A 24,893-nucleotide genomic window follows, 5' to 3' on the forward strand; every position below is an offset into this window, starting at 1 on the left:
TGCCGGGCTCTGCGAAGAGGTCGGGGGAGGTCGTCTCTACTGGCTGTCGCCGGATGCGGAGGGGGTCTGCGGATGCTGCCAGGAGTCGGCCTCCGCACCGTGCCGTTGCCGGGGACGGTCGGGACGACCGGTGGGCCGGGGGTGGAGCGGGTGGAGCGGGCCGGGAAAGACCGCGTTCTCGGTGACGGCGGGCGGGAGTTCGGCTTCGTGAGCGGCAGAGGGGTGGAGCGGCGGCACCTCGTCTGACCGGTGGGGCGGCGCCGGGACCTCGTGCGGCCGGTGGTGCCGCCCGATGTCGGTGGGGTCCACGGGGCCGGTCACGTAGGGCCAGGCCGGAGCCGTGCCCCTGGTGTGACGGCCGTGGTCAGGGGTGCCGGAGGGGCTGCCGGAGGGCTGGAAGGGCGTCCGGTCGGAGGAATGCTCCGGCCCGAGGACGGTGTCCGCGGTGTCGAGGGCGGTGACCTGTTCCGCGGAGATCGCGTCGGGGTCGGCCTCGGTGCCGCGGCCCAGGTGGTTCAGGAGGTAGTTGAGGAGGACCGCGACCAGGCAGCCGGCGGTGATCCCCGAGCCGAGCACGGTCGCCACCGGGGCGGGGAGACGGGCGTAGAAGTCCGGGTCCAGGACGGGGAAGAGACCGAAGGCGAGGGTGACGGAGACGATCAGGGCGTTGTGACCGGTGCCGAGGGCGGCCCTGGCCAGCGTACGGATGCCCGTGACGGCGACGGAGCCGAAGAAGACCACCCCCGCACCGCCGAGGACGGGCAGCGGGACGAGGGCGACGAGCGAGCCCAGGACGGGCACGAAGCCCATCAGGACGAGGACGGCGCCGCAGAGCGTGACCACGTAGCGGCTGCGGATCCGGCTGAGGGAGACCAGGCCGACGTTCTGCGCGTACGACGTGCTGGTGAACGAGCCGAGGACGCCGCCGAGGACCGTGGCGAGGCCGAGGGCGCGGAGGCTTCCGGCGATGGTCCGGTCCCGGACCGGCCGTTCGGCGACCGCGCCCAGCGCCAGCAGCGCGGCGGTGGACTCCATCATGGACACGACCATCACGACCGCGGCGGTGGCGATCACGGTGGGGACGAACTGCGGGGTGCCGAAGCCGAAGGGCGTGGGCAGGGCGAAGAGGGGCGCCTGGGCGAGGGGGTCGAGGTCGACCTTGCCCAGCGGGATCGCGATCAGGGTGCCCGCGAGCATGCCGATGAGGATGGCGACCCGTCCGAGGAAGCGGCCCGAGAGCATGCGGTGCACGGTCAGGGTGATGACGAGGGTCGTCGCCGCCAGGGCCAGGTCGGCGGGCGAGCCGAAGCCGGCGGCTTCGGCGTCTCCGCCCCGGGCCCAGGTGCCGGCGACGGGCAGGAGGGAGATGCCGACCAGGGTGATGACGCAGCCGCTGACGACCGGTGGGAAGAACCTGACCAGTCGGCAGAAGACGGGAGCGAGGAGCAGGCAGAGGAGTCCCGCCACGAGGGTGGCCCCGAAGATCGCCGGGAGGGCGCCGTCGCGCCCCTGGGTGGCGGCGGCGGCGAGCGCCGGTGACACGACGGCGAACGAGACGCCGTTGACGAGGGGCAACCCGGCGCCGACGCCGTAGACGCCGAGGGTCTGGGCGATCGTGCCGAGGCCGGCGATCAGCAGCGCGGCGGCCAGGAGGGCGGAGAGCTGGGCCGGGGTCAGCCCCAGGGCGCTGCCGATGATCAGTGGTGGCGCGGTCAGGCCGGCGTACATGCTCGCCACGTGTTGCAGGGCGGCGGGCAGCATGCGGCGGGCGGGAAGGATCTCGTCGACCGGATGGGGTGGGGTCGGCGATGCATGGTCAGTGGCGCGGGGCAGCAAGGCAGGTCCTTGAGACACCGCCCGCGGGCAGCGGACTGCCGGGGGCGTGTGGGCAGAGTGACCGGTGCCGGGGGACGGCCCGAACCGGGAGCATGGCCGGTGGGGGCGAGCCGCAGGGGTGGGCGGCTGTCACCACAGGTTTCGCATGACGGAAGAAGTTTTCCGTTGTGGACGGGACGGGACTTTATGGCCCGGCCTGAACCTCGTCAACTCCCCCAAGAGAAGCCGCCAGTTCCTCGCGGATTCTGGAGGAACCGACAGTCGCCTCAGCCTCCCCTTCTCTCCACTCGCCTGCCTTCTCCCATGAAAGAGCAGGTCATCGACGGTCTGCCCGCTCAGGAGATCCGACGAAGAAGCCGAACGCCGGGCGGCGGAGCCGACATCGAGACCGCTCCGGCCCTTGGCCGTGGACGGCGGGGTCCCTACGGTGTCCCGCTATGCCACCCGCAGACGATCCGTACGCCCTGCCCCGCTTCGATCCCACCCGTGCCGCGGCCGTCCGCGCCCAGCTCGGCCTGACGCTCGGCCAGGTCGCCTGGGCCGTCACCGCCTACTGCGGACACCCCGCGCACCCCGGCCTCGTCGAGGCGTGGGAAGCCGGCGCCGCCACCCCCGACAACACCCAGGTGAAGGCCCTCGCGGCGGCCCTCTGGTGCTCCCCGGTCGATCTCGTCGAAGAGCCCGGCACCCTCGCCCAGTGCCGTACCGTCGCCGGACTCACCGTCAACGAGACCGCGACCGAGCTCGGCCTCACCCGCGGCCAGTGGGAGGACGCCGAACGCCGGAACCGCTGGCAGGGCACCCCCGCCCAGACGGACGCCCTCCTGAGAGTCCTCTGCCCGCCACCGGCCTGCTTCGTCGCCGCGTGCGGCAGGACCGGCCGGCTCCGCGTCCTGCTCAGAGAGGCCGCCACCACCTGGTGGCCGCCCTACGTGGGGGCCCTCACCCGCATCGTGCCGCTCGACCCCGCCGTACTCGGCCACGCCCTCGAACGCCTCCACCTCACCTACCAGCAATGGGAGGGCGCGGCCGGCGGCCCGCCCCGTCAGGCGGCCCGCGCGGAGGCCCGGGCAGCGGACTTCCTCGAACACATCGACCTGCACCTCTGGCACCACGTCCGGGAGGTCGTCAACCCGGCCCGTCCCGCCTCTTGACACCCACGCCGCCCCGTGAGGAACTGTTCCGACTTCGCCGGACGGAGTGGCACGACGCACAGCACGGACAGCTGCGCGCCGGCCGGCCGGAGGACCGCGGGAACACCGGGACACGAATCCCTCCCGCCCGTTCTCCGGCGCCCCACTCCCCGCTCTCCGGCCGCGGCACCCAGGCACGACGGCCTCCCGGCCCACGCCCGGTGCCGCATCCTCCGCACCCCGTCACCACCCCCATCCGCAGAGCCGTGCGTCAGCGACGCCGGCTCTCCCACAGGGCTGCCCGCGCTCCCACGAGACCGCCCGCGGCCAGGAGACACGCCATGCCGGAATCCCGCCCCGCCCCGGAACCGACGAAGACCGAGGACGGAACCGACGCTCGTCCCGACACCCCCGCAAGACCGGGCGACACCCATCCGGTCGACCAGATGCTGCCCCCGCTGAAGCTCTTCAGCGCCGGTCTGCAGCACGTCGCCGCCATGTACGCCGGCGTCGTCGCGCCGCCGCTGGTCGTCGGCATCGGCGTCGGCCTGTCCACCGCGGACATCGCGTTCCTCATGAGCGCCAGCCTGTTCACCTCGGGCATCGCCACGCTCCTGCAGACGCTCGGCTTCTGGAAGGTCGGAGCGCGGCTCCCGTTCGTCAACGGCGTCTCCTTCGCCGGCGTCGCACCGATGCTCGCGATAGCGAAGGCCGAAGGCCCCGAGGACGCGCTGCCCGTCATCTACGGCGCCGTGATCGTCGCCGGCGTCTTCGGATTCCTCCTCGCCCCCTTCTTCTGCAAACTGATCCGCTTCTTCCCGCCCGTCGTCACGGGCACGGTCATCACCCTCATCGGTGTCTCCCTGCTGCCCGTCGCGTTCAACTGGGCCCAGGGCGGCAACGCGCAGGCACCGGACTACGGCAGCCTCACGTACATCGGCCTCGCCACCGCCACCCTGCTGATCACCGTGGTCCTGCGCCGCGTCCTGACGGGCTTCCTCAAGCAGATCTCCATCCTGCTGGGCCTCGTCGCCGGCACGCTCCTCTCCCTGCCGCTGGGCGTCGCCGACTTCAGCGCCGTCGGCGACGCCGACGTCATCGGACTCCCCACCCCGTTCCACTTCGGCGCTCCGCAGTTCGCGGCCGCGGCGATCATCTCCATGTGCATCGTGATGCTCGTGTCGATGACCGAGTCCACCGCCGACGTCCTCGCCCTCGGTGAGATCGTCGAGCGGCCGGCCGACGAGAAGACCCTGGCCGCCGCGCTCCGCGCCGACGGCCTCGGCACCGCCCTCAGCCCGCTCTTCAACGGCTTCGCCGCCAGCGCCTTCGCCCAGAACGTCGGCCTCGTCGCGATCACCAAGGTCCGCAGCCGCTTCGTCGTCGCCGCGGCCGGCGGCATCCTCCTCCTGCTCGGCCTCTGCCCGCTGCTCGCCTCCGTCGTCGCGCTCATCCCCCAGCCCGTCCTCGGCGGAGTGGGCATCGCCCTCTTCGGCACCGTCGCCGCCAGCGGCATCCAGACCCTCGCCGGAGCCGCCCTCGAACGCGGAGACAACGTCCTCATCGTCGCCATCTCCCTGGGCGCCGGCATCATCCCCATCGCCGCCCCGGACTTCTACCACGCCTTCCCCGAAGGCGCCCGCATCGTCCTCGACTCGGGCATCAGCACCGGATGCGTGGTCGCCGTCCTCCTCAACCTCGCCTTCAATCACCTCGGCCGCAGGACCGACCCCGCTCCGGAGACGCTGCCCGCACCTGCCGCACACCACTGACACCCGCCCCGAGCCCTCGCGGGCGCCCGCCTCACCGCCCCTGGACCGGGCGGGGCGGGCGCCCGTGCTCCGTGGGCGTGTGCTCCGGACGGCGTCGCTCGTACGGGCCTTGGTGGCCGCCGGAGCGGCACCCGCGCCATCCGGTGTCCGGCGCCGCCTCCGTGTCCGTCCCCGCTCGGGTGTGTGTCGGTCACCGCGCCGTGGTGTATCAGACAGGTATCAGCCCAGCTCAGAGACGTGCCGACGGCTCTCCGGCGGCGCCGGGGATGGCGCGGGAGTGAGGCATGATGGAGGGCCCGCCCCGCCCCGTGCCCGAGAGATGGACATGTCTGATTCCGTGTCGGCGCCCGCGCCTGCGACCGTGACCGTCCTGCTGGTCGAGGACGACGAGGTGATCCGGCGGTCCGTCGCGATGTCCCTGGAGCGCTACGGCTACCGCGTGCGCGTCGCGGCCGACGGACTGAGCGGGCTCGAACTCTTCCGGGAGGGACGGCACGACCTGGTGCTGCTCGACGTGATGCTGCCGGGCCTGGACGGCATCGGACTGTGCCGGCGCATCCGGGAGACGGCCACGGACCCGATCCTGATGATGTCGGCGCGCGGTGACGCCCTCGACGTGGTGTCCGGCCTGGAGGCCGGGGCCGACGACTACGTGGTGAAGCCCGTCGACACCGCCGTCCTGGTGGCGCGCATCCGTTCGCTGCTGCGCCGGGCCGCCTTCGTGTCCCCCGCACCCGAACCCGCCGACCCCGCGACGCCGGCCGGCCCGCTGCTCTTCGGCGACCTCTCCCTCGACCCCGCGGCCCTGGAGGTCCGCCGGGGCGGCGAGCGGATCGCGCTCGCCCCGACCGAACTGCGGCTGCTGCTCCAGTTCGCCGCGCACCCCGGGATCGTGCTGGACCGTCAGACCCTCCTGCGCGAGGTGTGGGACTACGGCTGGGACGGGGACACCCGGGTAGTCGACCTGTGCGTGCAGCGGCTGCGCAAGAAGATCGGCGCCGAGCGCGTCGAGACGGTCCGCGGCTTCGGCTACAAGTGGAAGCGGTGAGCCGGGCCCCCCGGGGAGCGGTCACGGGCCTGGTACCGCGCTCCCGCTCACTGCGCTGGAAGATCGTCCTCCTGGTGGCGCTCGCCTGTGCCTCGATGGCGCTGACGGTCGGCGTGCTGGTGCACGACTCCGTGCTGCGGCGCTCCCTGCACGAGGGCGCGGGCAGGGCCCAGGTGGTGCTGGCAACGGCCTTGGAGGACGCCGACGCAGCAGGTGAGGAAGGGCCCCGGGTGTCCCCCGAGGAACTGCCCGAGGCCCTGCTGAGGCAGATCGAGCACGGCGGCGAGGCCACCCTCTACGAGGACGGGCCCCCGGCCCCCGTCTTCTGGGCGGCCCGCCGGGAGGGCGGGAAACTGTACGCGGTCGAGGTCGACATGACCGCCGACCTGCTGACCCGGCAGGCCCTGGACCGCCACATGTGGAAGTACTCGCTGCTCACCCTGGGCGTCGTCGTCCCCGCCACGGCCCTGGCGACGGAACTCCCCGCCCGGCGGCTGCGCCGGGTCGCCCGCACGGCCCGGCGCATCACGGCGGGCGACCTCGACGCCCGGACGGGAACGGTCCGCGGAGGCGACGAGGTCGCCGAGATCTCGGCCGTGGTCGACTCGATGGCCGACAGCCTCCAGCAGCGGATCGACACCGAGCAGCGCTTCACCGCCGACGTCGCACACGAGCTGCGCACCCCGCTGATGGGCCTGGTCACCTCGGCGGAACTGCTGCCCGAGGGCGAGGTGACGGACATGGTCCAGAGCCGGGTACGGGTGCTGCGCGACCTGGTGGAGGACCTCCTGGAGGTCTCCCGGCTCGACGCGGGCGCCGAGACGGCCCAGCAGGGACCGGTCGACCTGGCCGCCCTCGTCCGGGACTCGGTGGCGCGGACGGGCCTCGCGGCGCAGGTGACGCCACAGGGGGCGGCGGTGGTCGAGTCGGACCCCCGGCGCCTGGACCGCATCGTCTCCAACCTCGTCGTCAACGCCCACCGGCACGGCGCGGGCCGGGTGGAGGTCACGGTCGCCGGCCGGACCGTGACCGTCCGGGACCACGGCCCCGGCTTCCCCGCCGACCTGCTGTCCCACGGCCCCCAGCGGTTCCGCACGGGCTCGGCCGAACGGGGGCACGGGCACGGCCTTGGCCTGACGATCGCGTCCGGCCAGGCGAGGGTGATCGGCGCGACCCTGGCCTTCGCCAACGCCCGGGACGGAGGAGCGGTCGCGACCCTGAGCCTGCCCCAGGACGGGCAGACGTCCGAGGCGTGAACCGGACCGGTCCCCGGGACGGCCCGGGGGCCTCCCCGACCCAGAACCGTCGTCTGTCGGTACGCCCCGCCCCTCAGGTGCCCGTCCGCGTCGCGCGGCGGCCGGTCCCGCCGCCCCGCCCCGCCCGGCGATGCGTCGGATTCGCCGGTCGGCGCGCGGCCGCCCGCCGCCCCGCCGATACACGACCGATGGGTTCCCGAGCGCGGGCCGCGCTCTCCCGACCGTAGGGCGGAGACCTAGCCCCCGGAGTCTTGCTGCCGTACCGATCCCGTACCGCAGCCCCTGGAGGCGGCCCGTGTCCCTGCCCCGCACCCCCCGTCACCGCCTCGTCGGCGGTGCCCTGTCCGTGGCCCTGCTGACGGCCCTGGGCATCGCCGTCGCCTCGCCCTCCGGCGCGCCTCCGGCGACCGGAGGCGAGCGACTGCCGGTCTCCGACATCGGACCGCTCCCCTGGCCGCAGGACGGCCAGAGCGCCGTCGAGCTCGAAGGGACCGGCTCGCTGGGCGAGCGGGGCGGGCGGCGGCCCGTACCGATCGCGAGCCTGACGAAGGTGATGACCGCCTACGTCATCCTCGAGGAGCATCCGCTGAGGCCCGACGAGGACGGCCCCCTGATCGAAGTGGACCGGACGGCCGCGCACGAGGCGGGGGTCGGCGGCGAGTCGACCGTTCCGGTACGGTCCGGCGAACGCCACTCCCAGCGCCGGCTCCTGGAACTGCTCCTCATCCCCTCCGGCAACAACGTCGCCCGTCTGCTGGCCCGCTGGGACTCCGGCAGCCAGGCGGCCTTCGTGACGAAGATGCGGCGCGCCGCCGTACGGCTCGGTATGAAGGACACGGTCTACACGGGGGCGAGCGGCATCGAGCCGACGACCACGAGCACCGCGGCCGACCAGGTGCGGCTGACGCGGGCCGCGCTGGAGGACCCTGTCTTCCGGGCGGTCGTCGCCACCCGCGAGACCACCGTCCCGGGCCTCGGGACGATCACCAACACCAATCCTCTGCTGGACACCCCGGGCGTCCTCGGTGTGAAGACGGGCTCCAGCACCCCGGCGGGCGGGAACCTCATGTGGGCCTACGAGGTGCGCGTGGGCGGCGAGCCCCGGCTGCTGGTGGGCGCCGTCCTGCACCAGCGGGCGAACACGACGCCCGCCGAGGGACTCCGGGCCGCGGTCGACGCGGCCCGCGGCCTGCTCACCGCCGTCCGCGAGCGGCTGGCCGCCGCCGGAACCGAGGGCGGGGAACGATGACGGCGACGACACGCCGGGATCCGGTCGCGGCGGCGGACGGCGGGGCGGCGGAGACCGTCCCCTCTTCCGCGGCGCCGGACAGCGGGGCGGCACAGACTGTCCCCCACTCCACGGCGGCGGACGGCAGGGCGGCACAGACCGTCCCCTCCCCCGAGGCGCCGGACAGCGGGGCGGCGGAGAGCGCCCCCTCCTCCACGGCGGCGGACGGCACCGCGGAACAGACCGTCCGCTCCCCGGCTGCGGACGGCACGGCGGACGGCAGGCACCCCGCTCCCGGAGCCGCGGTCGGCGTGGGGGACACCGGTCCGCGCCGCCGGTGGTGGCGACGCCGGGGGGCGGCGGTCACGGGCTGTTCCGTCCTCCTCGCGGTGAGCGTCGCGGGGCACGGGCGGCTCCCCGGACTGCCCGGACGGCTGAGCAGTCTGGCCGAGACCCTGCTGCCCTGGAGCGCGCTGGCCGTGCCCGTGCTAGTGACCGCGGCCCTGCTGCGGCGCGCGCGGGTGGCGGCGGCGGTGGCCCTGGTGGTGCCGGCCGTGGCCTGGCTGACGGCCTTCGGCGGAGCGCTGGCCGACAAGACGACGCCCGGCGGGGACCTCACGCTGGTCAGTCACAACGTCGAGCAGGCCAACCCCGACCCCGCCGGAACGGTACGGAGCCTGCTCGCCGCCGGGGCGGACGTACTGGCGTTGGAGGAGCTGAGCCCGGCCACGGCGCCCGCGTACGAGCGGGCCCTGGCGGAGTCGTACCCGTACCACTTCTACGAGGGCACGGTGGGCTTGTGGAGCGTGCATCCGCTGAGCGACGCGCGGGCTGTGCCGATCATGCCGTGGACGCGGGCGATGCGGGCCACAGTGGACGCGCCCGGCGGGCCGCTGGCGGTCTATGTCGCCCATCTGCCGTCCGTCCGCGTGGGCCCGGGCGGATTCACCGCCGGGGCGCGCGACGAGGCGCTAAGGCTGCTGGCGGCAAAGGTGCGGGCCGAGCCCGTCCGGCGCGTCGTCCTCCTGGGCGACCTCAACGGCTCCACGGACGACCGCGCACTGCGCCCCCTCACCGACCGACTCGTCTCCGCACAGGCCGCGGCGGGCGCGGGCTTCGGCTTCACCTGGCCGGCGCGCCTGCCGGTCGTCCGGATCGACCAGATCCTTCTCGGGGGCGTGCGGGCCGCCTCGGCATGGACCCTCCCCGCGACGGCCAGCGACCACCTCCCGGTAGCGGCCCGGATCCACCTCGCCCCTGACCCCGCCCCCTGACGAGGGGTGGGTGGTCGGGGGGGGGACACCGGGGGACCTCTGCGCGCCGGCGAACGAGAACGTGCGAAGGCGTGGGCGCGGCTCTCCACGTCGCCGTACGGTCGAGGACCGGCGCGGCCGGCAGGGGTGCGGGCCCCGACGCCCACGCTCGGGTACGTCATGAGGAGTGATCCTGTCGAGGTGAAGGGGAGGCATCGCCCTTCTGACAGGACCTTGGAAGGCCGCCGCATGCCGCCGCGGGGAGACAGAGCGGAACCGTTCAGGCCTCCTGGCCGGTGGCGGCGAGGACGATCTCTCGAATGGTGACTTTCGGTGGCTGGCGGTAGGCGTAGTGGATGGCCTCGGCCACGACCTCGGGGTCGAGCGCGCCTCCGGCGGACTCCTTCCACGCCTGGTAGTCGCTCTTGATCTGCTCGCTGCTGGTGTGGGAGAGCAGTTCGGTCTCCACCGCGCCGGGTGCGATCGTCACGACCCGCACGCCCGACGCCGCCACTTCCTCCCGCAGGTTCTCCGACAGGGCGTGTACGGCGAACTTCGTCGCGACGTAGGCCGCGTGGTTCGGGAAGGTTTTACGCCCGGCGACGGAACTGACATTGATGATCGTCCCGGAACGCCGGGCCAGCATCCCCGGCAACACCGCGCGCGTGCCGTACAGCACTCCTTTGATGTTGAGGTCGATCATCCGGTCCCACTCCTCGACCGGCTGATCGGCGACGCGGCCCAGCAGCATGGCCCCGGCGTTGTTGACGAGCGCGTCCGCGGGACCGAACCGTTCCTCCGCCTCGCGTACGGCATCCTCCACAGCGGGGCGTTCGGTGACATCGACCTTCCGGCACAGGGCCAGCGGCAGATCCAGGGCCTCCAGCCGCTCCAGCCGCCGGGCGAGCAGCAGAAGCGGGTGCCCCTGAGCGGACAGCAGACGGGCCGTGGCAGCGCCGATCCCCGAGCTGGCACCGGTGAGGACGACCAGTGGCTTGGTCATGCATGCCTCCGAGATCCGTGACCATCGGTTCGTTCCTCCCCCAGCACATCACGCCGTGGAGCGGCGGGCACCACGAGCAGCCGCCACGGCCGCCAGGCCGAGACCGGCCCACCGCCGGCAGCGGTCGGGTCGATCCCAGGGGCGTCGGGGCTCGGGCGGCTCGGCACCCCTGCGTCGCCCGACGCGCCTCCAGCTCGATGACGTCCCGCCGTGGAGCCGGAGGCAGGGGATGGGATCGACGCCCGACCCGCCCCGTCCACGCAGGCGCTGAAACGGCGTCGGATCCCCCGATGCGCGTCCCCCCGGCGCGAAGGATCGGGGCACGGGGGCAGCGGGCCGCCCCGGCCGCTCTAGGGTGATCGCCATGTCTGCCTCTCTCAGTCCTGCGAGAACACGTGCCGCGCTGCGGGCCTCGGCCCGCATATCGACGGAGCTTCTGCTGGTGCTCTTGGGCACGGCGGCGGTGGTCTGGCTGCTCGGCCGGATGTGGTCGATCGTGTGGCCGCTCGTCATCGGCCTCCTGATCACCACGCTGACCTGGCCCTTCGCCCGCTTGCTGCGCCGTCTCGGCTGGCCGCCGGCGCTCGCCGCCTCGGTGGTCACCGTCCTCTTCCTCGCCGTCACCGCCGGCACCGTCGCACTCATCGCCGTGCCCGTCGCCTCGCAGTCCGGCGAACTGGCCGACGGTGTCGTCGAGGGCATCCAGCGTCTCCGCGAGTGGACCGCGGGTCCGCCCCTGAACATCGGCGACGACCAGATCACCGGCGCCCTGGACACCGCGACCGACCGCCTCCAGAACAGCGTCGGATCCCTGCTGACCACCCTCGCCACCGGCGTCGGCACGGTCGTGAACGGGGTCGTCACGGCCGTGCTCGCGCTCTTCCTGATGTTCTTCTTCCTCAAGGACGGGCCGCGCTTCCTGCCCTGGCTCGCCCGTCAGCTCCCCGGCCGCCTCGCGACCGACGCCACCACGATCGCCGAACGCGGCTGGGACACCCTCGGCGCCTTCGTCCGCTCCCAGGCCGCGGTGGGCCTCCTCGACGCCGTCCTCATCGGCATCGGCCTGTGGATCCTCGGCGTCCCGCTCGTCCTGCCGCTCGCCGTACTCACCTTCGTCAGCGCCTTCGTGCCGATCATCGGCGCGCTGTTCGCCGGATTCGTCGCCGTGCTCATCGCCCTGGTCTCCAACGGCCTGACCGACGCCCTGATCGTGCTCGCGATCATCGTGGTGGTGCAGCAGCTGGAGGGGAACGTCTTCCAGCCCATGATCCAGAGCCGCGGACTCGGACTGCACGCCGCCGTCGTCCTGCTCGCCGTCACCCTCGGCGGCAGCCTGGCCGGCATCGTCGGCAGCCTCCTCGCCGTGCCCGTCGCCGCCCTCGTCGCCGTGGTGTGGGGGTACGTGCGCGAGCAGCTCTCCGATCCGCCGCAGCTCGACGCCGACGGTGGCACGACGCCCGGCCCCGACGGCGCCCCCGAGTCCGTCGTCCCGGCGGAGATCCCGGCTTCCTGAGCGAACCGGCGCCCTCCGCTCCCGCGGGCTCACTCCGTGCGACCAGCGCGCGTCGGCCGGTGCCGCGGCGGCAACCCCGCGGCGCCGGCCGCCGCGGTGGGCACGTCCGCCGCTGCCACGGTGGGGCTCGACGTGCGGAGCAGGGCGGTCCAACGCTCTGACCACGGTCGCCCGCTGGAGAATCGGGCTTCTTTCTGGAGACGCGAGCCAGTGGCGGCCTTCGCGCACCGCGGGCGCCCCCACGCGCGCCCGCGGTGCGCGGGTCTCCGCCTCCGCCGGATCGACCGGCTGTCTGATGCGCGGCGGGCTTCACACCATCTTGAGCCCGCCGTCGACGGTGAGGACCGTGCCCGTCGTGTGCGTGTTGCGCGGGCTCGCCAAGTAGGCCACCGCCTCCGCCACCGCCGCGGGTTCGGCGAAGGAACCGATCACCTGCCGGGCCAGGAGTTCGGGCTCCGCCCCCTCGCGGAGAGCCTCGGTCAGGTCGGTCTTGACGATGCCGGGAGCGACCGCGTTGACGAGGATTCCGCGGGATCCGAGTTCCACCGCCATGGCCCTGGTGAAGGCCTCCAGGCCGGCCTTGGACGCGGCGTAGTTGGACTGGCCCTTTCCGGGCCTGCTCGCGGCGGCGGAGGAGATGTTGACGATGCGCCCGGAGCGTTGACGCAGCATGGTGAGCGCGACCGCCTGGGTGAGGAACATCGGGCCGACGAGGTTGGTGGCGATGACCTGGTGGATGTCGTCCGTCTCCATGGACAGCAGGAGTTTGTCCCGTGTGATGCCCGCGCTGTTCACCAGGATGTCGATCCGGTCGAACTTCTGCTGCACCGCGGCCACGAGCTGTCGCCCGGTCTCGGGGCGGGAGAGGTCGCCCGGGAACAGTTCGACCTTGCGGCCCAGTGCGGCGATGCGCTCGGCGGCTTCCTCGGCCTGCGCCTTCGCTCGGTTGTAGTGGAGGGCGATGTCACATCCGGCCTCCGCGAGGCGGATGACCGTCGCACGGCCGATCCCCCTGCCGGCCCCGGTGACGAGCGCGACCTGACCTTCGAATTCCATGTTCTGTTCTACTCCGTCCTTGGGTGCCGGGACATGGCCGGACGGCGATCCGACGACCGCCGGCGACGGTGGAGCCCCCGGCACGTGGGCCCGCACCGTGTACCGCGTGTGGTCAGCGGGGCTGTCGGTGGCTCCGGGAGAGCCGCTCCAGCACCGTGACCGTCTCGGCCGGCGTGGGGTTGGAGCGCATCTCGGCCCTCAGCCGGTCCGCGGCCTGCTGGAGGGAAGGCTCGGTGAGCACGCGCTGAACCGCCGCGCGCAGTGTGGCGGCGTCGAGGTCCTCGGGCCGGATGAAGATGCCGGCGCCCAGGTCGTCGAGCTGCCGTGCCCTGACCGGCACGTCCCAGTGCGCTCCGATGACGACCTGCGGAACGCCGTGCAGGAGGGCCGTCGCCGAGGTGCCGGCGCCACCGTGGTAGATGATCATGGCGCAACTCGGCAGCAGCACGTCCATCGAGACGAAGTCGACGATCCGGACGTTGTCGGGGACCTCCGTCAGGTTCTCCCGCTGGGTGCTGTCCAACGTGGCGACGATCTCGATGTCGAGGTCGCCCAGCGCCGCGAGCAGGTCCTGGAAGCGGACGGCGTCCTTGCCGTGGGTCTCGCGTCCCGACACTCCCTGGGTGAGGCAGACGCGCGGTCGCTTCGGCTTCTCGGACAGCCATCCGGGTACGACGGCAGGGCCGTTGTAGGGAACGAAACGCATGGGCAGGATCGGCTCGCGAAGGTCGAGCCGGACGCTATCCGGGCCCGGGTCGATGACCCACTGGCCGTTCAGCAACTCCTCCATCCCGTCTCCGGCGGCCGGGAGGCCCAGCCTCTCCAGGGTCCAGCCGAGCCACTCGGCCATCGGGTCCTCCCGGTGTTCGGGAGCCTGCTGTGCCTTGGCCTCCACGAACCGTTCCCGGGCCCGGCCGATGACGTCGGGACCCCACAGGATGCGGGCGTGCGCCGCGCCCACGGCGTGGGCGGCGACCGCTCCGGCGAAGGTGAAGGGTTCCCAGATCACCAGGTCCGGCTGCCAGGAGCGGGCCAGCGCGACGATGTCGTCCATCGTCGAGTCGCCGTTGAGCGGTGCGAAGCACAGCGAGGTCAGAACGGTCTGCTGTCCGAGCAGATGTTCCCAGGACCGTGCCTCGGGCCGCTCCTCGGCGAAGTCCAGTCCCTCCTGATAGGGGGTGATGTCTCCGCCGATCTCGGCGAACAGCTCCATCATGTCCTCGTCGTCACCGACCGGCACGGCGGTGAGTCCCGACCCGGTGATGATGTCGGTGACGCGGGGCTGGCCGGCGACGCGCACCTCGTGGCCCGCGGCCTTCAGGGCCCAGGCCAGCGGCACCAGGTGGTAGTAGTGCGTGTTGTGGGCGATCGACGTCATCAGGACGCGCATCGGCTCGTCTCCCCGTTCGGCAGGCGGTGGTCGTCGCGGGTGCTCATGCCGCACCCGCCTCGGTCGGTGTCCCCCGGCCCGTCCGGGCGACGGGGAGGCGGGCGTGGCCGAGCGTGACGGGTGCCCGCCTGAGGCGCACCGGGGTCCCGTTCGGCCGCAGGCCCGGTGCCTCCCGCGCGAGCGCTCGCAGCGCACCGCGGGAGAGGGCGCGGACCGTCCGGGCGGCGGAGGTGGAGTGCGCGTCGCCGACGAGCCCCAGGGGCACGCCTCCGTCGCCCTGTCCGGGGGCGCCGGTGTCGTCCTTCGTCGGGGCCGGGGTGATCGCCGGGTCGCGCTGGGCGGCGGCGACGAGGATCGCCACGTGCCCGTCCGCGGGGATGGGCACTCCGGCCACGTCGACGTCCTCCTGCGCGATCCGGCTCTCCACCCGCACCGGCGGTTGTCGCCACCAGGTCTCCGCCACGACGGCGTCGGCCTTCTCCGGGTTCTCGCGGAGGGCGTTCCACTGCCCGGGAGAGCTGCTCAGCGCCTCGACCGCGTTGCAGATGAGCGCGCCGGCGGGTGCGGCCACCTCGACTGCCAGGGAGACTGCCGCTTGAGCGGAGTGTGGTCCGCTCTCGCCGAGGTGGCGCGCGAGCAGTTCCCGGAGCTCGGCCGCCGCTCCCAGGCCGGTGCGTGTGATGTCGAGCGTCTGCGGACAGAGCCGGCTGTCGAGGCTGTGGGCGCAGCCGGCCAGCAGTTCCTCGAACCGGCTGCGCGCGGCTGCGGGCAGCCCGAGGAATTCGGCCAGGACCTGTGCCGGCAGGCGTCGCGCGAAGGCGGCGACGAGGTCGAAGTCGTCGCCGAGTCCGCCCAGGAGGGTGCGTGAGAGCTGCTCGGCGAGGGCCTCCACCACCACCTCGTCCTGCGCCGACACCGCCGGATCGGCGTCGGCCTGCACGCCGCCGCGCACCCCTGCGCGGGCCGGACCGACCTCGGGGCCCGCCGGAGGGAGAAGGTCCGCGCGATACCGTCCTCCCGCGCGCGTCAGCCCGCCGAAGCGGGCGTCGGTCAGGACGGACCGGGCGAGAGCGCCGTCCGTGATCACCCAGGTGTCGAGCACCTCGCTGTGGAACACCGGTCCGCGTGCGCGGACGTCGTCCTCGTAGGGGGTGGTGTCGTCCCGCTGGGCGCGCAGGATCAGCGCGTAGGGGTCTCCCTGCGTTCCTGCGAACCAGTGCCCCACGTAGGTGCGTTGCAGTCTGCGGCCGAGTGCGGACGGGGTGGTCCACTGCGTTGTCACGGGAGTCCTCCAAGCTGTCGCGGTGTACGGAAGTCGGGGGAGGCGGCAGTCCTACGCCCGGCGAAGTCGCCCCGGGCGTGGTTCACAGGGTGTCGAGCCAGGTGTGGAGGGTCGCCGCGAGGTGGCGGGCGTGCTCGGTCATCAGCGTCAGGTGGGTGCCGGGCACGTCGACGGCGGTGTGGTCGCCGCCGTCCCAGTGCGCCCGCCAGCTCTCCGGTTCTCCGGACCACGGCATCACCGGCTCCGTCGCGCGCAGGAACAGGACCGGCGCCTTCGTGGGCCGCGGTGCCCACTCCAGGAGCATCTGGTTGTAGGCGCCCATGGCCGTCAGCCGGGCATCGTCGATGGACACCACGGAACGCCGCATGACCCAGTCGAGCATCTCGTTGCGCCACACCCCCATCGCCCCCGGCGAGCTGGGGAGATAGACGTCGGCCAGGACCAGCGCCGCGGGACCCGCGCCGAGCTCCTCCAGTCGGCAGGCCAGCGCGTGCGCCAGCGCCCCGCCCGCCGAGTGGCCGAGGAGGGCGTAGGGCCTGTCACCCGTGTGCCGCAGCACCGCGTCCGCCTGCGCGTCGAGCAGCCCGTCCAGGGAGCCGGGCAGCAGCTCGTCCGCGCGGAAGCCGGGCTGGCGCAGTGCCGACACGGTCAGCCGGTCGCCCAGGGCCGCGGCCAGTGCGGTGAACTCCTCCGGGCCCGACGCCACCGCCGTACCCGCGCAGCAGATCAGCTCCGGTCCCTCACCGTCCGCGGTGGCCAGGCGCACCGGAGCCGGCTGCCACGCGGCGGCCGCCTGTCCGACGGTCTCGCCGTCCGCGAGGGTGTGATCGGCGGGGAAGGCGGGCCGGAAGGCTGCGAGTTCGGCGAGTGTGCCGATGAACGGCTCGGCCCGGCCGAGCCGCACGGCCCGCCGGTACATCGCCGACAGGCTGCTCTCACCGGCCGTGTCCGGGCCTTCGGCGGACGTGTCGTCGCTGTCGGCGGCCGTCCGGGCGGCTGCCAGGTGCGCGGCCAGCTCCCTGGGCGTGGGGTGTTCGAGGACGAGGGACGACGGCACTTCCAGCCCGGTGGCGCCGGTCAGGGCGGCGCCCAGTTCGATGGCCGCGAGCGAGTCGAAGCCGATGTCGCCGAAGAGGCTGTCGGCCGGTACGTCCTCCAGTTCGGCGTGGCCGAGTGCGGCCGCCGCTTCCGTCCGCACGAGCAGGAGGAAATCCTGTTCCGTCAGCGTGGGCCGGGCGGCCGGACCGGTGCTCTCCTCCGTGTCGGCCGGGCCGCCCGCCTGGCCCGCCGCGGGCGCGGCGGGGGCCGCTGCCTCCAGCCAGAACCGCTGGCGCTGGAAGGCATAGGTGGGCAGTGTGGTGTGGCGGGCGCCGGTGTCGGCGTAGAACCGGGACCAGTCCACCTCCGCCCCGCGCGCGTGGGCCGTGGCGAGCGCCGTCAGGAGGGTACTGCCCTCCGGGCGCTCCCGACGCATCACGGGCACCAGCGCGGCCCGCGCCCGGCCGGGCGTCTCGGCGTCCTCGTCCCCGTCGGTCTCCTCCGCCAGGGTCTCCATGGCCAGGCCGCAGAGCACGCCGTCCGGCCCCAGCTCCACGAAGGTGCTGACGCCGCGCGCGTGCGCGGCGCGCACCCCGTCGTGGAACCGGACGGTCTCCCTCGCCTGCCGGACCCAGTAGTCGGCGGTGGCGAGTTCCCCGGCGTCGGCCGGGCGGCCGGTCAGGCCGCTGATCACGTCGAGCGTCGGCTCGCGGTACTCGACCGTCTCCGCGACCCGGCGGAACTCCTCCAGCATGGAGTCCAGACGCGGGGAGTGGAAGGCGTGGCTGACGTTCAGGCGCCTGGTCCGCACGCCGTATTCGGTCAGCTCCTCGGCGAGCGCCGAGACCGCGTCCTCGTCCCCGGATACGACCACGGAGCGGGGCCCGTTGACGGCCGCCACCGCGATGCGGTCCTCCTGCCCGGCGATCAGCTCCCGCACCTCGTGCTCGGCGGCACGGACCGAGAGCATCGCGCCGCCGGCCGGCAGCTCCTGCATGAGCCGGCCGCGTGCGGCGACCAGCGCGCAGGCGTCCGCCGGCCCGAACACCCCGGCCACGTGGGCGGCGGCCAACTCGCCCACGGAATGCCCCAGCAGCACGTCGGGGCGCAGCCCCCAGCCCTCGAAGAGCCTGAACGTCGCGACTTCTACGGCGAACAGGGCCGCCTGGGCGTACTGCGTGCCGTCGAGCAGCGCGGCCTCCGCCGTACCGGCCGGCGCGAACATCACCGTCGCCAACGGACGGTCCAGATGGGCGTCCAGATGGGTCGCGATCGTGTCCAGTTCCCGCGCGAACGCCGGGTACTGCGCGTACAGCTGCTCCGCCATGCCGGGCCGCTGGCTGCCCTGCCCGCTGAACAGGAAGGCGATACGCCCTTTGCCCCGCGCGGTGTCCCGTACCGCCCCGCCCGGGTCGCGGTCCTCCGCGATCGCCCGCAACGCCCCGAGCACGCCGTCACGGGAGCCGCCCTCGGTGGCGGCGTCCGCGAGCAGCACGGCCCGGTGCTCGAAGTGGGTGCGCGTCGTGGCGAGCGAGAACCCGACGTCCAGCGGGTCGAGATCCGGGTGCTGTTCGAGGTGCGCCGCCAGGCGCGCGGCCTGCCGGCACAGCGCCGGCCTCGTACGTCCGGACAGCGTCCACGGGACCAGGACCGGCCGCCGCCCCCCGGCCTGCCGGACCGCTTCGGGCCGGGTGGGCGGCGGCGCCTCCTCCAGGATGATGTGCCCGTTGGTGCCGCTCACGCCGAACGCCGAGACTGCGGCCCGCCGGGGGGCACCGGTCCGCGGCCAGCCGACCGGCTCGGTCAGCAGCCGCACCTGTCCGTCGCCCCAGTCGACGTGCCGCGTCGGGCTGGTCACATGGAGCGTGCGGGGAAGCACGCCGTGCCGGAGCGCCATCACCGTCTTGATGACGCCGCCGACTCCGGCTGCCGCCTGTGCGTGACCGAAGTTCGACTTCAACGACCCTACCCACAGGGGGCGTTCCGGGCTCCGCTCCTCTCCGTACGTGTCCAGCAGGGCCTGCGCCTCGATGGGGTCGCCCAGCCGAGTGCCGGTGCCGTGCGCCTCCACCGCGTCGATCTGGCCGGCCTCCAGCCGGGCGTCGGCCAGCGCGCGGCGGATGACCCGCTGCTGGGAGGGCCCGTTGGGCACGGACAGACCGCTGCTGGCACCGTCCTGGTTCACCGCCGTGCCCCGCACGACGGCGAGGACCCGATGCCCCTTGCGTACCGCGTCCGACAGCCGCTCCACCACCAGGACGCCGACGCCCTCGGCCCAGCCCGTACCGTCCGCCGCGTCGTCGAACGCCTTGCAGCGCCCGTCCGGGGCGAGTCCCCGCTGCCGGGCGAACTCCACGTAGGCGGCCGGGTTGGCGAGCACGGCGACCCCTCCGGCCAGGGCGAACTCGCACTCCTCACGGCGCAGCGCCTGCACCGCCAGGTGTAGTGCCACCAGGGAGGAGGAGCAGGCCGTCTCGACGGTCATGGACGGGCCTTCCAGGCCCAGGAAGTAGCTGATCCGGCCCGACAGGACGGCGTCGGCGTTGCCGGTGAGCAGATAGCCGTCGGAACCCTCCGGCAGACGTCCCGACGCCGCCGCGTCGCCCGGTACGTAGCCCTGGTTCGCGGCGCCGACGAACACACCCCCCTGGCTGCCGCGGAGCGCCCGGGGGTCCAGCCCCGCCTGCTCCAGGGCTTCCCAGGACGCCTCCAGCAACTGGCGCTGCTGGGGGTCCATCACGGTGGCCTCGCGCGGCCCTATCCCGAAGAAAGCCGCGTCGAAGTCCCCCGCGTCGTACAGGAATCCGCCCTCGCGGCAGTACGTGGTGCCCGGGACGGACGGGTCCTGGTCGTAGATCCGCTCCACGTCCCAGCCACGGTCCTCGGGAAAGGGACCCACCGCGTCCGTACCCGACACGACGAGTTCCCAGAGGTCTTCAGGCGAACGGACCCCGCCGGGATAGCGGCAGGCCATGCCGACGACGGCGATGGGCTCGTGACGGGCCGCGAGGAGTTCGCGGTTGCGCTTGCGCAGCCGTTCGGCGTCCTTGACGGAGGTGCGCAGTGCCTCCAGTACCTTCTCTTGGGACAGAGCCATGAGTGGTCTCCTTGCTGAGCACCGGGCCGTGACCCGGTCAGGTCTGTGGGGTTCGTACGGCCGAGGGCGGCGACGGCACGGTGGGCCGCGGCGCCGCCGCCGGCGGTCAGGAGTCGGACTGGTTGAGGACGAGGTCGACCAGTGCTTCGGCGTCCAGGCCGTCGACTTCCGCCAGTGCGGACTCCTCGTCCGGCGTGGCCGCACCGCGGTCCGGTACGTCGCCCGCCAGGCCGGGCTCCGCTTCCAGCCCGGCGAGTTCGAGCAGGCCGTCGAGGAGCCCCGCAGCCCGCAGCCGGGCCAGCGGCACGGTCCGCAGCGCCTGCCGGATCTCCGCCTCCTGTGCGGCCTCATCGCTCGGCGCCGCCAGCAGGACGTCGAGGCGGGCCGCCGCGGCGCGGGCGTTGGGGTGGTCGAACGCGAAGGTGGCGGGGATCTTCGTGCCCACGGCCGCACCGAGCTTGTTGGCCAGTTCCACCGCGGTGACCGAGCTGAACCCCAGGGTCCGGAAGCCGGCGTCGGGCTCGATGTGCTGCGGTCCCGGATGGCCGAGGACGGCGGCGGCATGGCGGCGTACGAGATCGAGCAGGATGTCCTGCCGGTCGTCGCCCGTCGCCCGGGCGAGCCATGCCGGCACACCCCGGTCGGCTGCCCCGCCGTGCCGCGCAACGTCCGCGAGGTCGTCCGCCGGTCCGCCCGCTGATCCGTCCGGCACGGCACGTACTCCGGGGAGCTCCCCGATCAGCGGGCTGGGCCGGAAAACGGTGAACGACTCGGCGAACCGGGACCAGTCGACGTCGACCACGCTCACGCAGGTGTCCCCACGATCCAGGGCCTCCTCCAGGGCGGCGACCGCCGACTCGGGCTCCATGGCCCGCAGGCCGAGGGCGGTGAGGAACTCCTCGCCCCGCTCGCCGGCCATGCCTCCGCCGTCCCACAGGCCCCAGGAGACCGAAGTTGCGGGCAGTCCCTCAGCCCGGCGCTGTTCGGCCAGCGCGTCCAGTGCGGCGTTGGCGGCTCCGTACGCGCTCTGCCCGCCGCTCCCCCACACGCCGGCGCCCGACGCGTACAGCACGAACGCGTCCAGTGCCTTCTCCCTGGTGAGTTCGTGCAGGTGCCGTGCCCCGACGACCTTCCCCGGAAGCACGGCGGCGAGCCCCGCCACATCCGTCTCGGCCAGCGGCGCCGAGTGCGGGACACCGGCAGCGTGGAACACCGCCGACAGCGGCCGGTCGGCGGGCAGGGATTCCAGCATGTCACGCAACGCGTTCCGGTCCGCCACGTCGCAGGCCGCGACGGTGACCTCTGCACCCAGCTCCTTGAGCTCCGCCGACAGTTCCGCGACTCCTGGAGCACCCTCACCCCGGCGCCCGGCCAGAACGATGTGCTCGGCGCCGTTGCGGGCCAGCCACCGCGCCAAGTGGCCTCCGAGGGAACCGGTTCCGCCGGTCACCAGCACCGTGCCGCGCGGCTGGTAGCCGCTCTTCGCGGTTCGGGGAACGGATACGGAAGGGCTGGACGCGGGCAGCAGCCGGCGGCCGTACGCACCCGACGCACGCAGCGCCACCTGGTCCTCCGCACAGGTCTCCGACAGCACACGCACGAGCCGCCGTACGTGCCTTCCAGCATCCCGGGCCGCCGGGGGAAGGTCCACCATCCCACCCCACCGAGTGGGAAGTTCGAGCGCCGCACAGCGCCCCAGGCCCCAGACCTGGGCGCCGGCTGACGACGGACGCTCGGCGGGGGACACCGCGACCGCCCCGCGGGTCACGACCCACAGCCTCGGCTCCACGCCCCGGGCCACGACCAGATCCCCGCACGCCTGGGCGAGCAGCATCGTGCCCGCCGTGGCACGGTCGACACCGGGATGGTCCGGGTGCTGCCGTTCATCGGTGGACAGGAGGGAGAGGACGCCCCGGAGGGGCCCCTGGTCTTCGGCCGCGGTGGTGGTGAGCCGCGCCGACAGGTCGGCGCGGTCGGTCGTCGTCACGTCGACCGTCAGACGGGAGACCGTGGCGCCGTGGGTGGTGAGGGCGTGCTGGAGGTCGTGGGCGATCCGCGTGCCGTCGGCGTCCAGGGTTTCGGGCACGACGAGCAGCCACCGGCCGTCAAGACGCGACGACTCCGACAGCGACAGGCTCTTCCACGCCACGCGGTAGCGCCAGCTCTCGATGCCTGACGCTGCGGCAGGCTCGATCGGCGCCGCAGGAGGTCGCGACTCCAGCCAGTAGCGGCGTCGTTGGAAGGGGTAGGTGGGCAGGTCGACCGTGCGGGCGCCGGTGCCGTCGAACAGTGCCGGCCAGGACACTCCGACCCCCTGGACGAACGCCTCCGCCGCAGAGGTCAGGAAGCGGCGGAGACCTCCCTCGTCACGACGCAGGGAACCCACTGAGCAGACCTGCCGGCCGGTGGATTCCGCGGTCTCCTGCACCGACCCGGTCAGTACCGGATGCGCACCGCACTCCACGAACACCCGGAAACCATCCACCAACAACCGCTCGACCGTCTCCTGGAAACGAACCGGCCGACGCAGATTCCCGAACCAGTACCCCGCGTCCAGACCAGCCGTGTCGATCTGCGCGGCTTCGGACGTCGAATAGAACGGGACCTCACCGGTCACCGGGCGGATGCCGGCCAGAACCTGTTCCAGCTCGGCCCTCAGGTCCTCCACGTGCGCCGAGTGCGAGGCGTAGTCCACCGGCAGAACACGCGCCCGAACCCCCTCCACCTCACACGCGGCCACGAACCCCGCCACCGCATCCACATCACCCGCGACCACGGTGGCGGACGGTCCGTTGACCACCGCCACACCCAGGCGTTCCGCCCACCCCGCCAGCCGCTCCTGCACCGCAGCGACCGGCAGCGCCACCGACGCCATCCCACCGTGCCCGGCCAGCTCACGACCGATCACCCGCGCACGCAACACCACCACACGCGCCCCGTCCTCCAACGACAGACCACCCGCCACCACCGCAGCAGCGATCTCCCCCTGCGAATGCCCCACCACCGCATCCGGCACCACACCCAACGACCGCCACAACGCCGCCAGCGACACCATCACCGCGAACGACGCCGGCTGCACCACATCGACCCGCTCCAACGCAGACCCGTCACCCAGCACATCCGCCAGACTCCAGTCCACCAAGCCGGCGAACGCCGCCTCACACCGCGCCATCGACTCCGCGAACACCGACGACTCCGCCCACAACCCGAGCGCCATCCCCGCCCACTGCGTCCCCTGACCAGGGAACACGAACACCGACCGGCCACCCTCACCCGACGCCACACCCGACACCAGGACCGGAGACACTCCCCCACCGGCCAGAGCATCCAGACCTGCACTCAACTCCGCAGAGTCCGCCGCAAGAACCACGGACCGGTGCTCGAACACCGACCGCGACACCACCGACGACAACCCCACATCCACCAACCCACCAGAACCAGCCGTCTCCCTCACCCGGCCCGCCAGCTCCGCCACCGCACCCGCAGAACGACCCGACACCACCACCGGAACCACTGGAAGAAGGGCCACCCCCGGCCCCACCAGCTCCCCCGCAACCGGCGCCTGCAAAGCAGGTGCCTCCTCCACCACCACATGCGCGTTCGTCCCACTCACACCGAACGAGGAGACTCCGGCCCGCCGTACGCGCTCACCACGCGGCCACGCCTCCTGCTCCCTCAGCAGAGCAACGGCTCCCGCCGACCAGTCCACCTCCGCCGTCGGCTCATCCACATGCAGCGTCTTCGGCAACACCCCGTGCCGCATCGCCATGACCATCTTGATCACGCCCGCCACACCGGCAGCCGCCTGCGTATGCCCCACGTTCGACTTCAACGAACCAAGCCGCAAAGGCCGACCCGCATCCCGCTGCCCATACGTCGCCAACAACGCCTGCGCCTCGATCGGATCACCCAGACGCGTCCCCGTCCCATGCCCCTCCACCACATCCACATCACCCACACCCAACCGCGCATCCGCCAACGCCCGGCGAATCAGAAGCGCCTGAGCTCGTCCGCTCGGCGCCGTCAGTCCGTTGCTCGCACCGTCCTGATTCACCGCCGAACCACGCACCACCGCCAGCACCCGACGCCCATGACGCACCGCATCCGACAACCGCTCCACCGCCAGCACGCCCACACCCTCGGCCGGTCCGAATCCGTCGGCCGAGGCGGAGAACGCCTTGCAGCGACCGTCCGCGGCCACTCCTCGCTGCCGGGAGAAGCGCACGAACACGTCAGGCGTCGACATCACCGTCGCGCCGCCGGCGAGGGCGAGGTCGCACTCACCGCTGCGCAGCGCCCGCACGGCCAGGTGCAGCGCAACCAGCGACGACGAACACGCCGTGTCCACCGTCACCGCCGGACCCTCCAGACCCAGGAGGTAGGACACGCGGCCCGAGGTGAAGCTCACCACGCCGCCGGTGAGGAGCTGGGCCTCCAGTTCCGCCGTGGGTTGGGGAATCCCCTCGGCGTATCCGCCGTTCCAGGCACCCATGTAGACCCCGGTCCGCGTGCCGCGCAGCGTGTGCGGATCGATGCCCGCCCGCTCCAACGCCTCCCACGACGTCTCCAACAGCAACCGCTGCTGCGGATCCATCGCCAATGCCTCACGCGGAGAGATACCGAAGAACCCCGCGTCGAACTCCCCCGCGTCGTGGAGGAACCCGCCCTCCCGGACGTAGGCACGCCCCGCCGCGTCCGGATCCGGGTCGTACAGCCCCGTCACGTCCCACCCCCGGTCCACCGGGAAGGGAGAGACCGCGTCCGTCTCCGCCGCCACCAGGTCCCACAACTCCTCAGGCGAGGACGCCCCGCCCGGGAACCGGCATCCCATCCCCACGATCGCAACCGGCTCGTGAGCGCGTTGTTCGACCTCCTTCAGCCGTTCCGTGGCCTTGTGGAGTTCGGTGGTGGCCCGCTTGAGGTAGTCGCGGAGCTTCTGCTCGTGTTCGGTCGCCATCTCTCATCACCCGTCTGCAGAGTCGTCGGTC

General features: G+C 73.1%; 14 protein-coding genes. 7 read left to right on the forward strand and 7 right to left on the reverse strand.

Going from position 1 to position 24,893, the window contains the following annotated elements; translation table 11 throughout:
• Nucleotides 1-36: 36 nt before the first annotated feature.
• A complete protein-coding gene (locus ACY0MR_RS02945) occupies nucleotides 37-1,761 on the reverse strand; it encodes a nucleobase:cation symporter-2 family protein (protein WP_473558905.1) in 1,725 nt (574 codons plus the stop codon).
• Between the two features lie 512 nt (nucleotides 1,762-2,273).
• On the opposite strand from ACY0MR_RS02945, the gene ACY0MR_RS02950 reads away from it, so the two are divergent.
• The 6 genes from ACY0MR_RS02950 to ACY0MR_RS02975 all read left to right on the forward strand — a co-directional run bounded on the left by ACY0MR_RS02950 (nucleotide 2,274) and on the right by ACY0MR_RS02975 (nucleotide 9,547).
• Nucleotides 2,274-2,990: a helix-turn-helix domain-containing protein gene (locus ACY0MR_RS02950; protein WP_473558907.1), complete on the forward strand. Its 717-nt coding sequence runs from the start codon at nucleotides 2,274-2,276 to the stop codon at nucleotides 2,988-2,990.
• 320 nt (nucleotides 2,991-3,310) lie between these two features.
• Nucleotides 3,311-4,741, forward strand: a complete 1,431-nt coding sequence (locus ACY0MR_RS02955) for a nucleobase:cation symporter-2 family protein (protein ID WP_388799768.1) — start codon at nucleotides 3,311-3,313, stop codon at nucleotides 4,739-4,741.
• A gap of 325 nt (nucleotides 4,742-5,066) precedes the next feature.
• Nucleotides 5,067-5,789: a two-component system response regulator CseB gene (cseB, locus tag ACY0MR_RS02960; protein WP_473558909.1), complete on the forward strand. Its 723-nt coding sequence runs from the start codon at nucleotides 5,067-5,069 to the stop codon at nucleotides 5,787-5,789.
• Nucleotides 5,786-7,045 (forward strand): ATP-binding protein, encoded by a 1,260-nt coding sequence (locus tag ACY0MR_RS02965; protein WP_403314141.1) that lies wholly within the window; start codon nucleotides 5,786-5,788, stop codon nucleotides 7,043-7,045. The genes cseB and ACY0MR_RS02965 overlap by 4 nt, the downstream gene beginning before the upstream one ends.
• A 295-nt stretch (nucleotides 7,046-7,340) precedes the next feature.
• Nucleotides 7,341-8,294 (forward strand): D-alanyl-D-alanine carboxypeptidase family protein, encoded by a 954-nt coding sequence (locus tag ACY0MR_RS02970; RefSeq protein ID WP_473558912.1) that lies wholly within the window; start codon nucleotides 7,341-7,343, stop codon nucleotides 8,292-8,294.
• A gap of 290 nt (nucleotides 8,295-8,584) precedes the next feature.
• Nucleotides 8,585-9,547, forward strand: coding sequence for an endonuclease/exonuclease/phosphatase family protein (locus tag ACY0MR_RS02975; protein ID WP_473561669.1), 963 nt, complete (start codon nucleotides 8,585-8,587; stop codon nucleotides 9,545-9,547).
• 259 nt (nucleotides 9,548-9,806) lie between these two features.
• On the opposite strand, the gene ACY0MR_RS02980 is transcribed toward ACY0MR_RS02975, so the two are convergent.
• A complete protein-coding gene (locus tag ACY0MR_RS02980) occupies nucleotides 9,807-10,529 on the reverse strand; it encodes an SDR family oxidoreductase (protein WP_473558914.1) in 723 nt (240 codons plus the stop codon).
• Nucleotides 10,530-10,893: 364 nt separating this feature from the next.
• Here ACY0MR_RS02980 and ACY0MR_RS02985 point away from each other — a divergent pair, with 364 nt between their 5' ends.
• Nucleotides 10,894-12,042, forward strand: coding sequence for an AI-2E family transporter (locus ACY0MR_RS02985; protein WP_473558916.1), 1,149 nt, complete (start codon nucleotides 10,894-10,896; stop codon nucleotides 12,040-12,042).
• A 309-nt stretch (nucleotides 12,043-12,351) separates the two neighbouring features.
• Here the strand turns inward: ACY0MR_RS02985 and ACY0MR_RS02990 are convergent, their stop codons facing one another.
• The 5 genes from ACY0MR_RS02990 to ACY0MR_RS03010 all read right to left on the reverse strand — a co-directional run bounded on the left by ACY0MR_RS02990 (nucleotide 12,352) and on the right by ACY0MR_RS03010 (nucleotide 24,862).
• Nucleotides 12,352-13,098 (reverse strand): SDR family oxidoreductase, encoded by a 747-nt coding sequence (locus tag ACY0MR_RS02990; protein ID WP_473558918.1) that lies wholly within the window; start codon nucleotides 13,096-13,098, stop codon nucleotides 12,352-12,354.
• Between the two features lie 112 nt (nucleotides 13,099-13,210).
• Nucleotides 13,211-14,488: an activator-dependent family glycosyltransferase gene (locus tag ACY0MR_RS02995; RefSeq protein ID WP_473558920.1), complete on the reverse strand. Its 1,278-nt coding sequence runs from the start codon at nucleotides 14,486-14,488 to the stop codon at nucleotides 13,211-13,213.
• Between the two features lie 43 nt (nucleotides 14,489-14,531).
• Entirely contained in the window at nucleotides 14,532-15,770 is a 1,239-nt protein-coding gene (locus ACY0MR_RS03000; RefSeq protein WP_473558922.1) for a cytochrome P450 family protein, read from the reverse strand.
• An 82-nt stretch (nucleotides 15,771-15,852) separates the two neighbouring features.
• The gene (locus ACY0MR_RS03005) at nucleotides 15,853-19,899 is read right to left on the reverse strand and encodes a type I polyketide synthase (protein WP_473561671.1); all 4,047 of its coding nucleotides are present in this window, start codon (nucleotides 19,897-19,899) and stop codon (nucleotides 15,853-15,855) included.
• Nucleotides 19,900-20,011: 112 nt separating this feature from the next.
• Nucleotides 20,012-24,862: a type I polyketide synthase gene (locus tag ACY0MR_RS03010; RefSeq protein WP_473558924.1), complete on the reverse strand. Its 4,851-nt coding sequence runs from the start codon at nucleotides 24,860-24,862 to the stop codon at nucleotides 20,012-20,014.
• Nucleotides 24,863-24,893 lie beyond the last annotated feature (31 nt).

It is taken from the genome of Streptomyces sp. JN8 (assembly GCF_055808075.1).

Bases quoted from the DNA above. Each gene is read 5' to 3' on its own strand.
- ACY0MR_RS03010 (WP_473558924.1), bottom strand. From the start codon at position 24,862: ATGGCGACCGAACACGAGCAGAAGCTCCGCGACTACCTCAAGCGGGCC.
- ACY0MR_RS02950 (WP_473558907.1), top strand. From the start codon at position 2,274: ATGCCACCCGCAGACGATCCGTACGCCCTGCCCCGCTTCGATCCCACC.
- ACY0MR_RS02990 (WP_473558918.1), bottom strand. From the start codon at position 13,098: ATGGAATTCGAAGGTCAGGTCGCGCTCGTCACCGGGGCCGGCAGGGGG.
- ACY0MR_RS02995 (WP_473558920.1), bottom strand. From the start codon at position 14,488: ATGCGCGTCCTGATGACGTCGATCGCCCACAACACGCACTACTACCAC.
- ACY0MR_RS02980 (WP_473558914.1), bottom strand. From the start codon at position 10,529: ATGACCAAGCCACTGGTCGTCCTCACCGGTGCCAGCTCGGGGATCGGC.
- ACY0MR_RS02955 (WP_388799768.1), top strand. From the start codon at position 3,311: ATGCCGGAATCCCGCCCCGCCCCGGAACCGACGAAGACCGAGGACGGA.
- cseB (WP_473558909.1), top strand. From the start codon at position 5,067: ATGTCTGATTCCGTGTCGGCGCCCGCGCCTGCGACCGTGACCGTCCTG.
- ACY0MR_RS02985 (WP_473558916.1), top strand. From the start codon at position 10,894: ATGTCTGCCTCTCTCAGTCCTGCGAGAACACGTGCCGCGCTGCGGGCC.
- ACY0MR_RS02945 (WP_473558905.1), bottom strand. From the start codon at position 1,761: ATGCTGCCCGCCGCCCTGCAACACGTGGCGAGCATGTACGCCGGCCTG.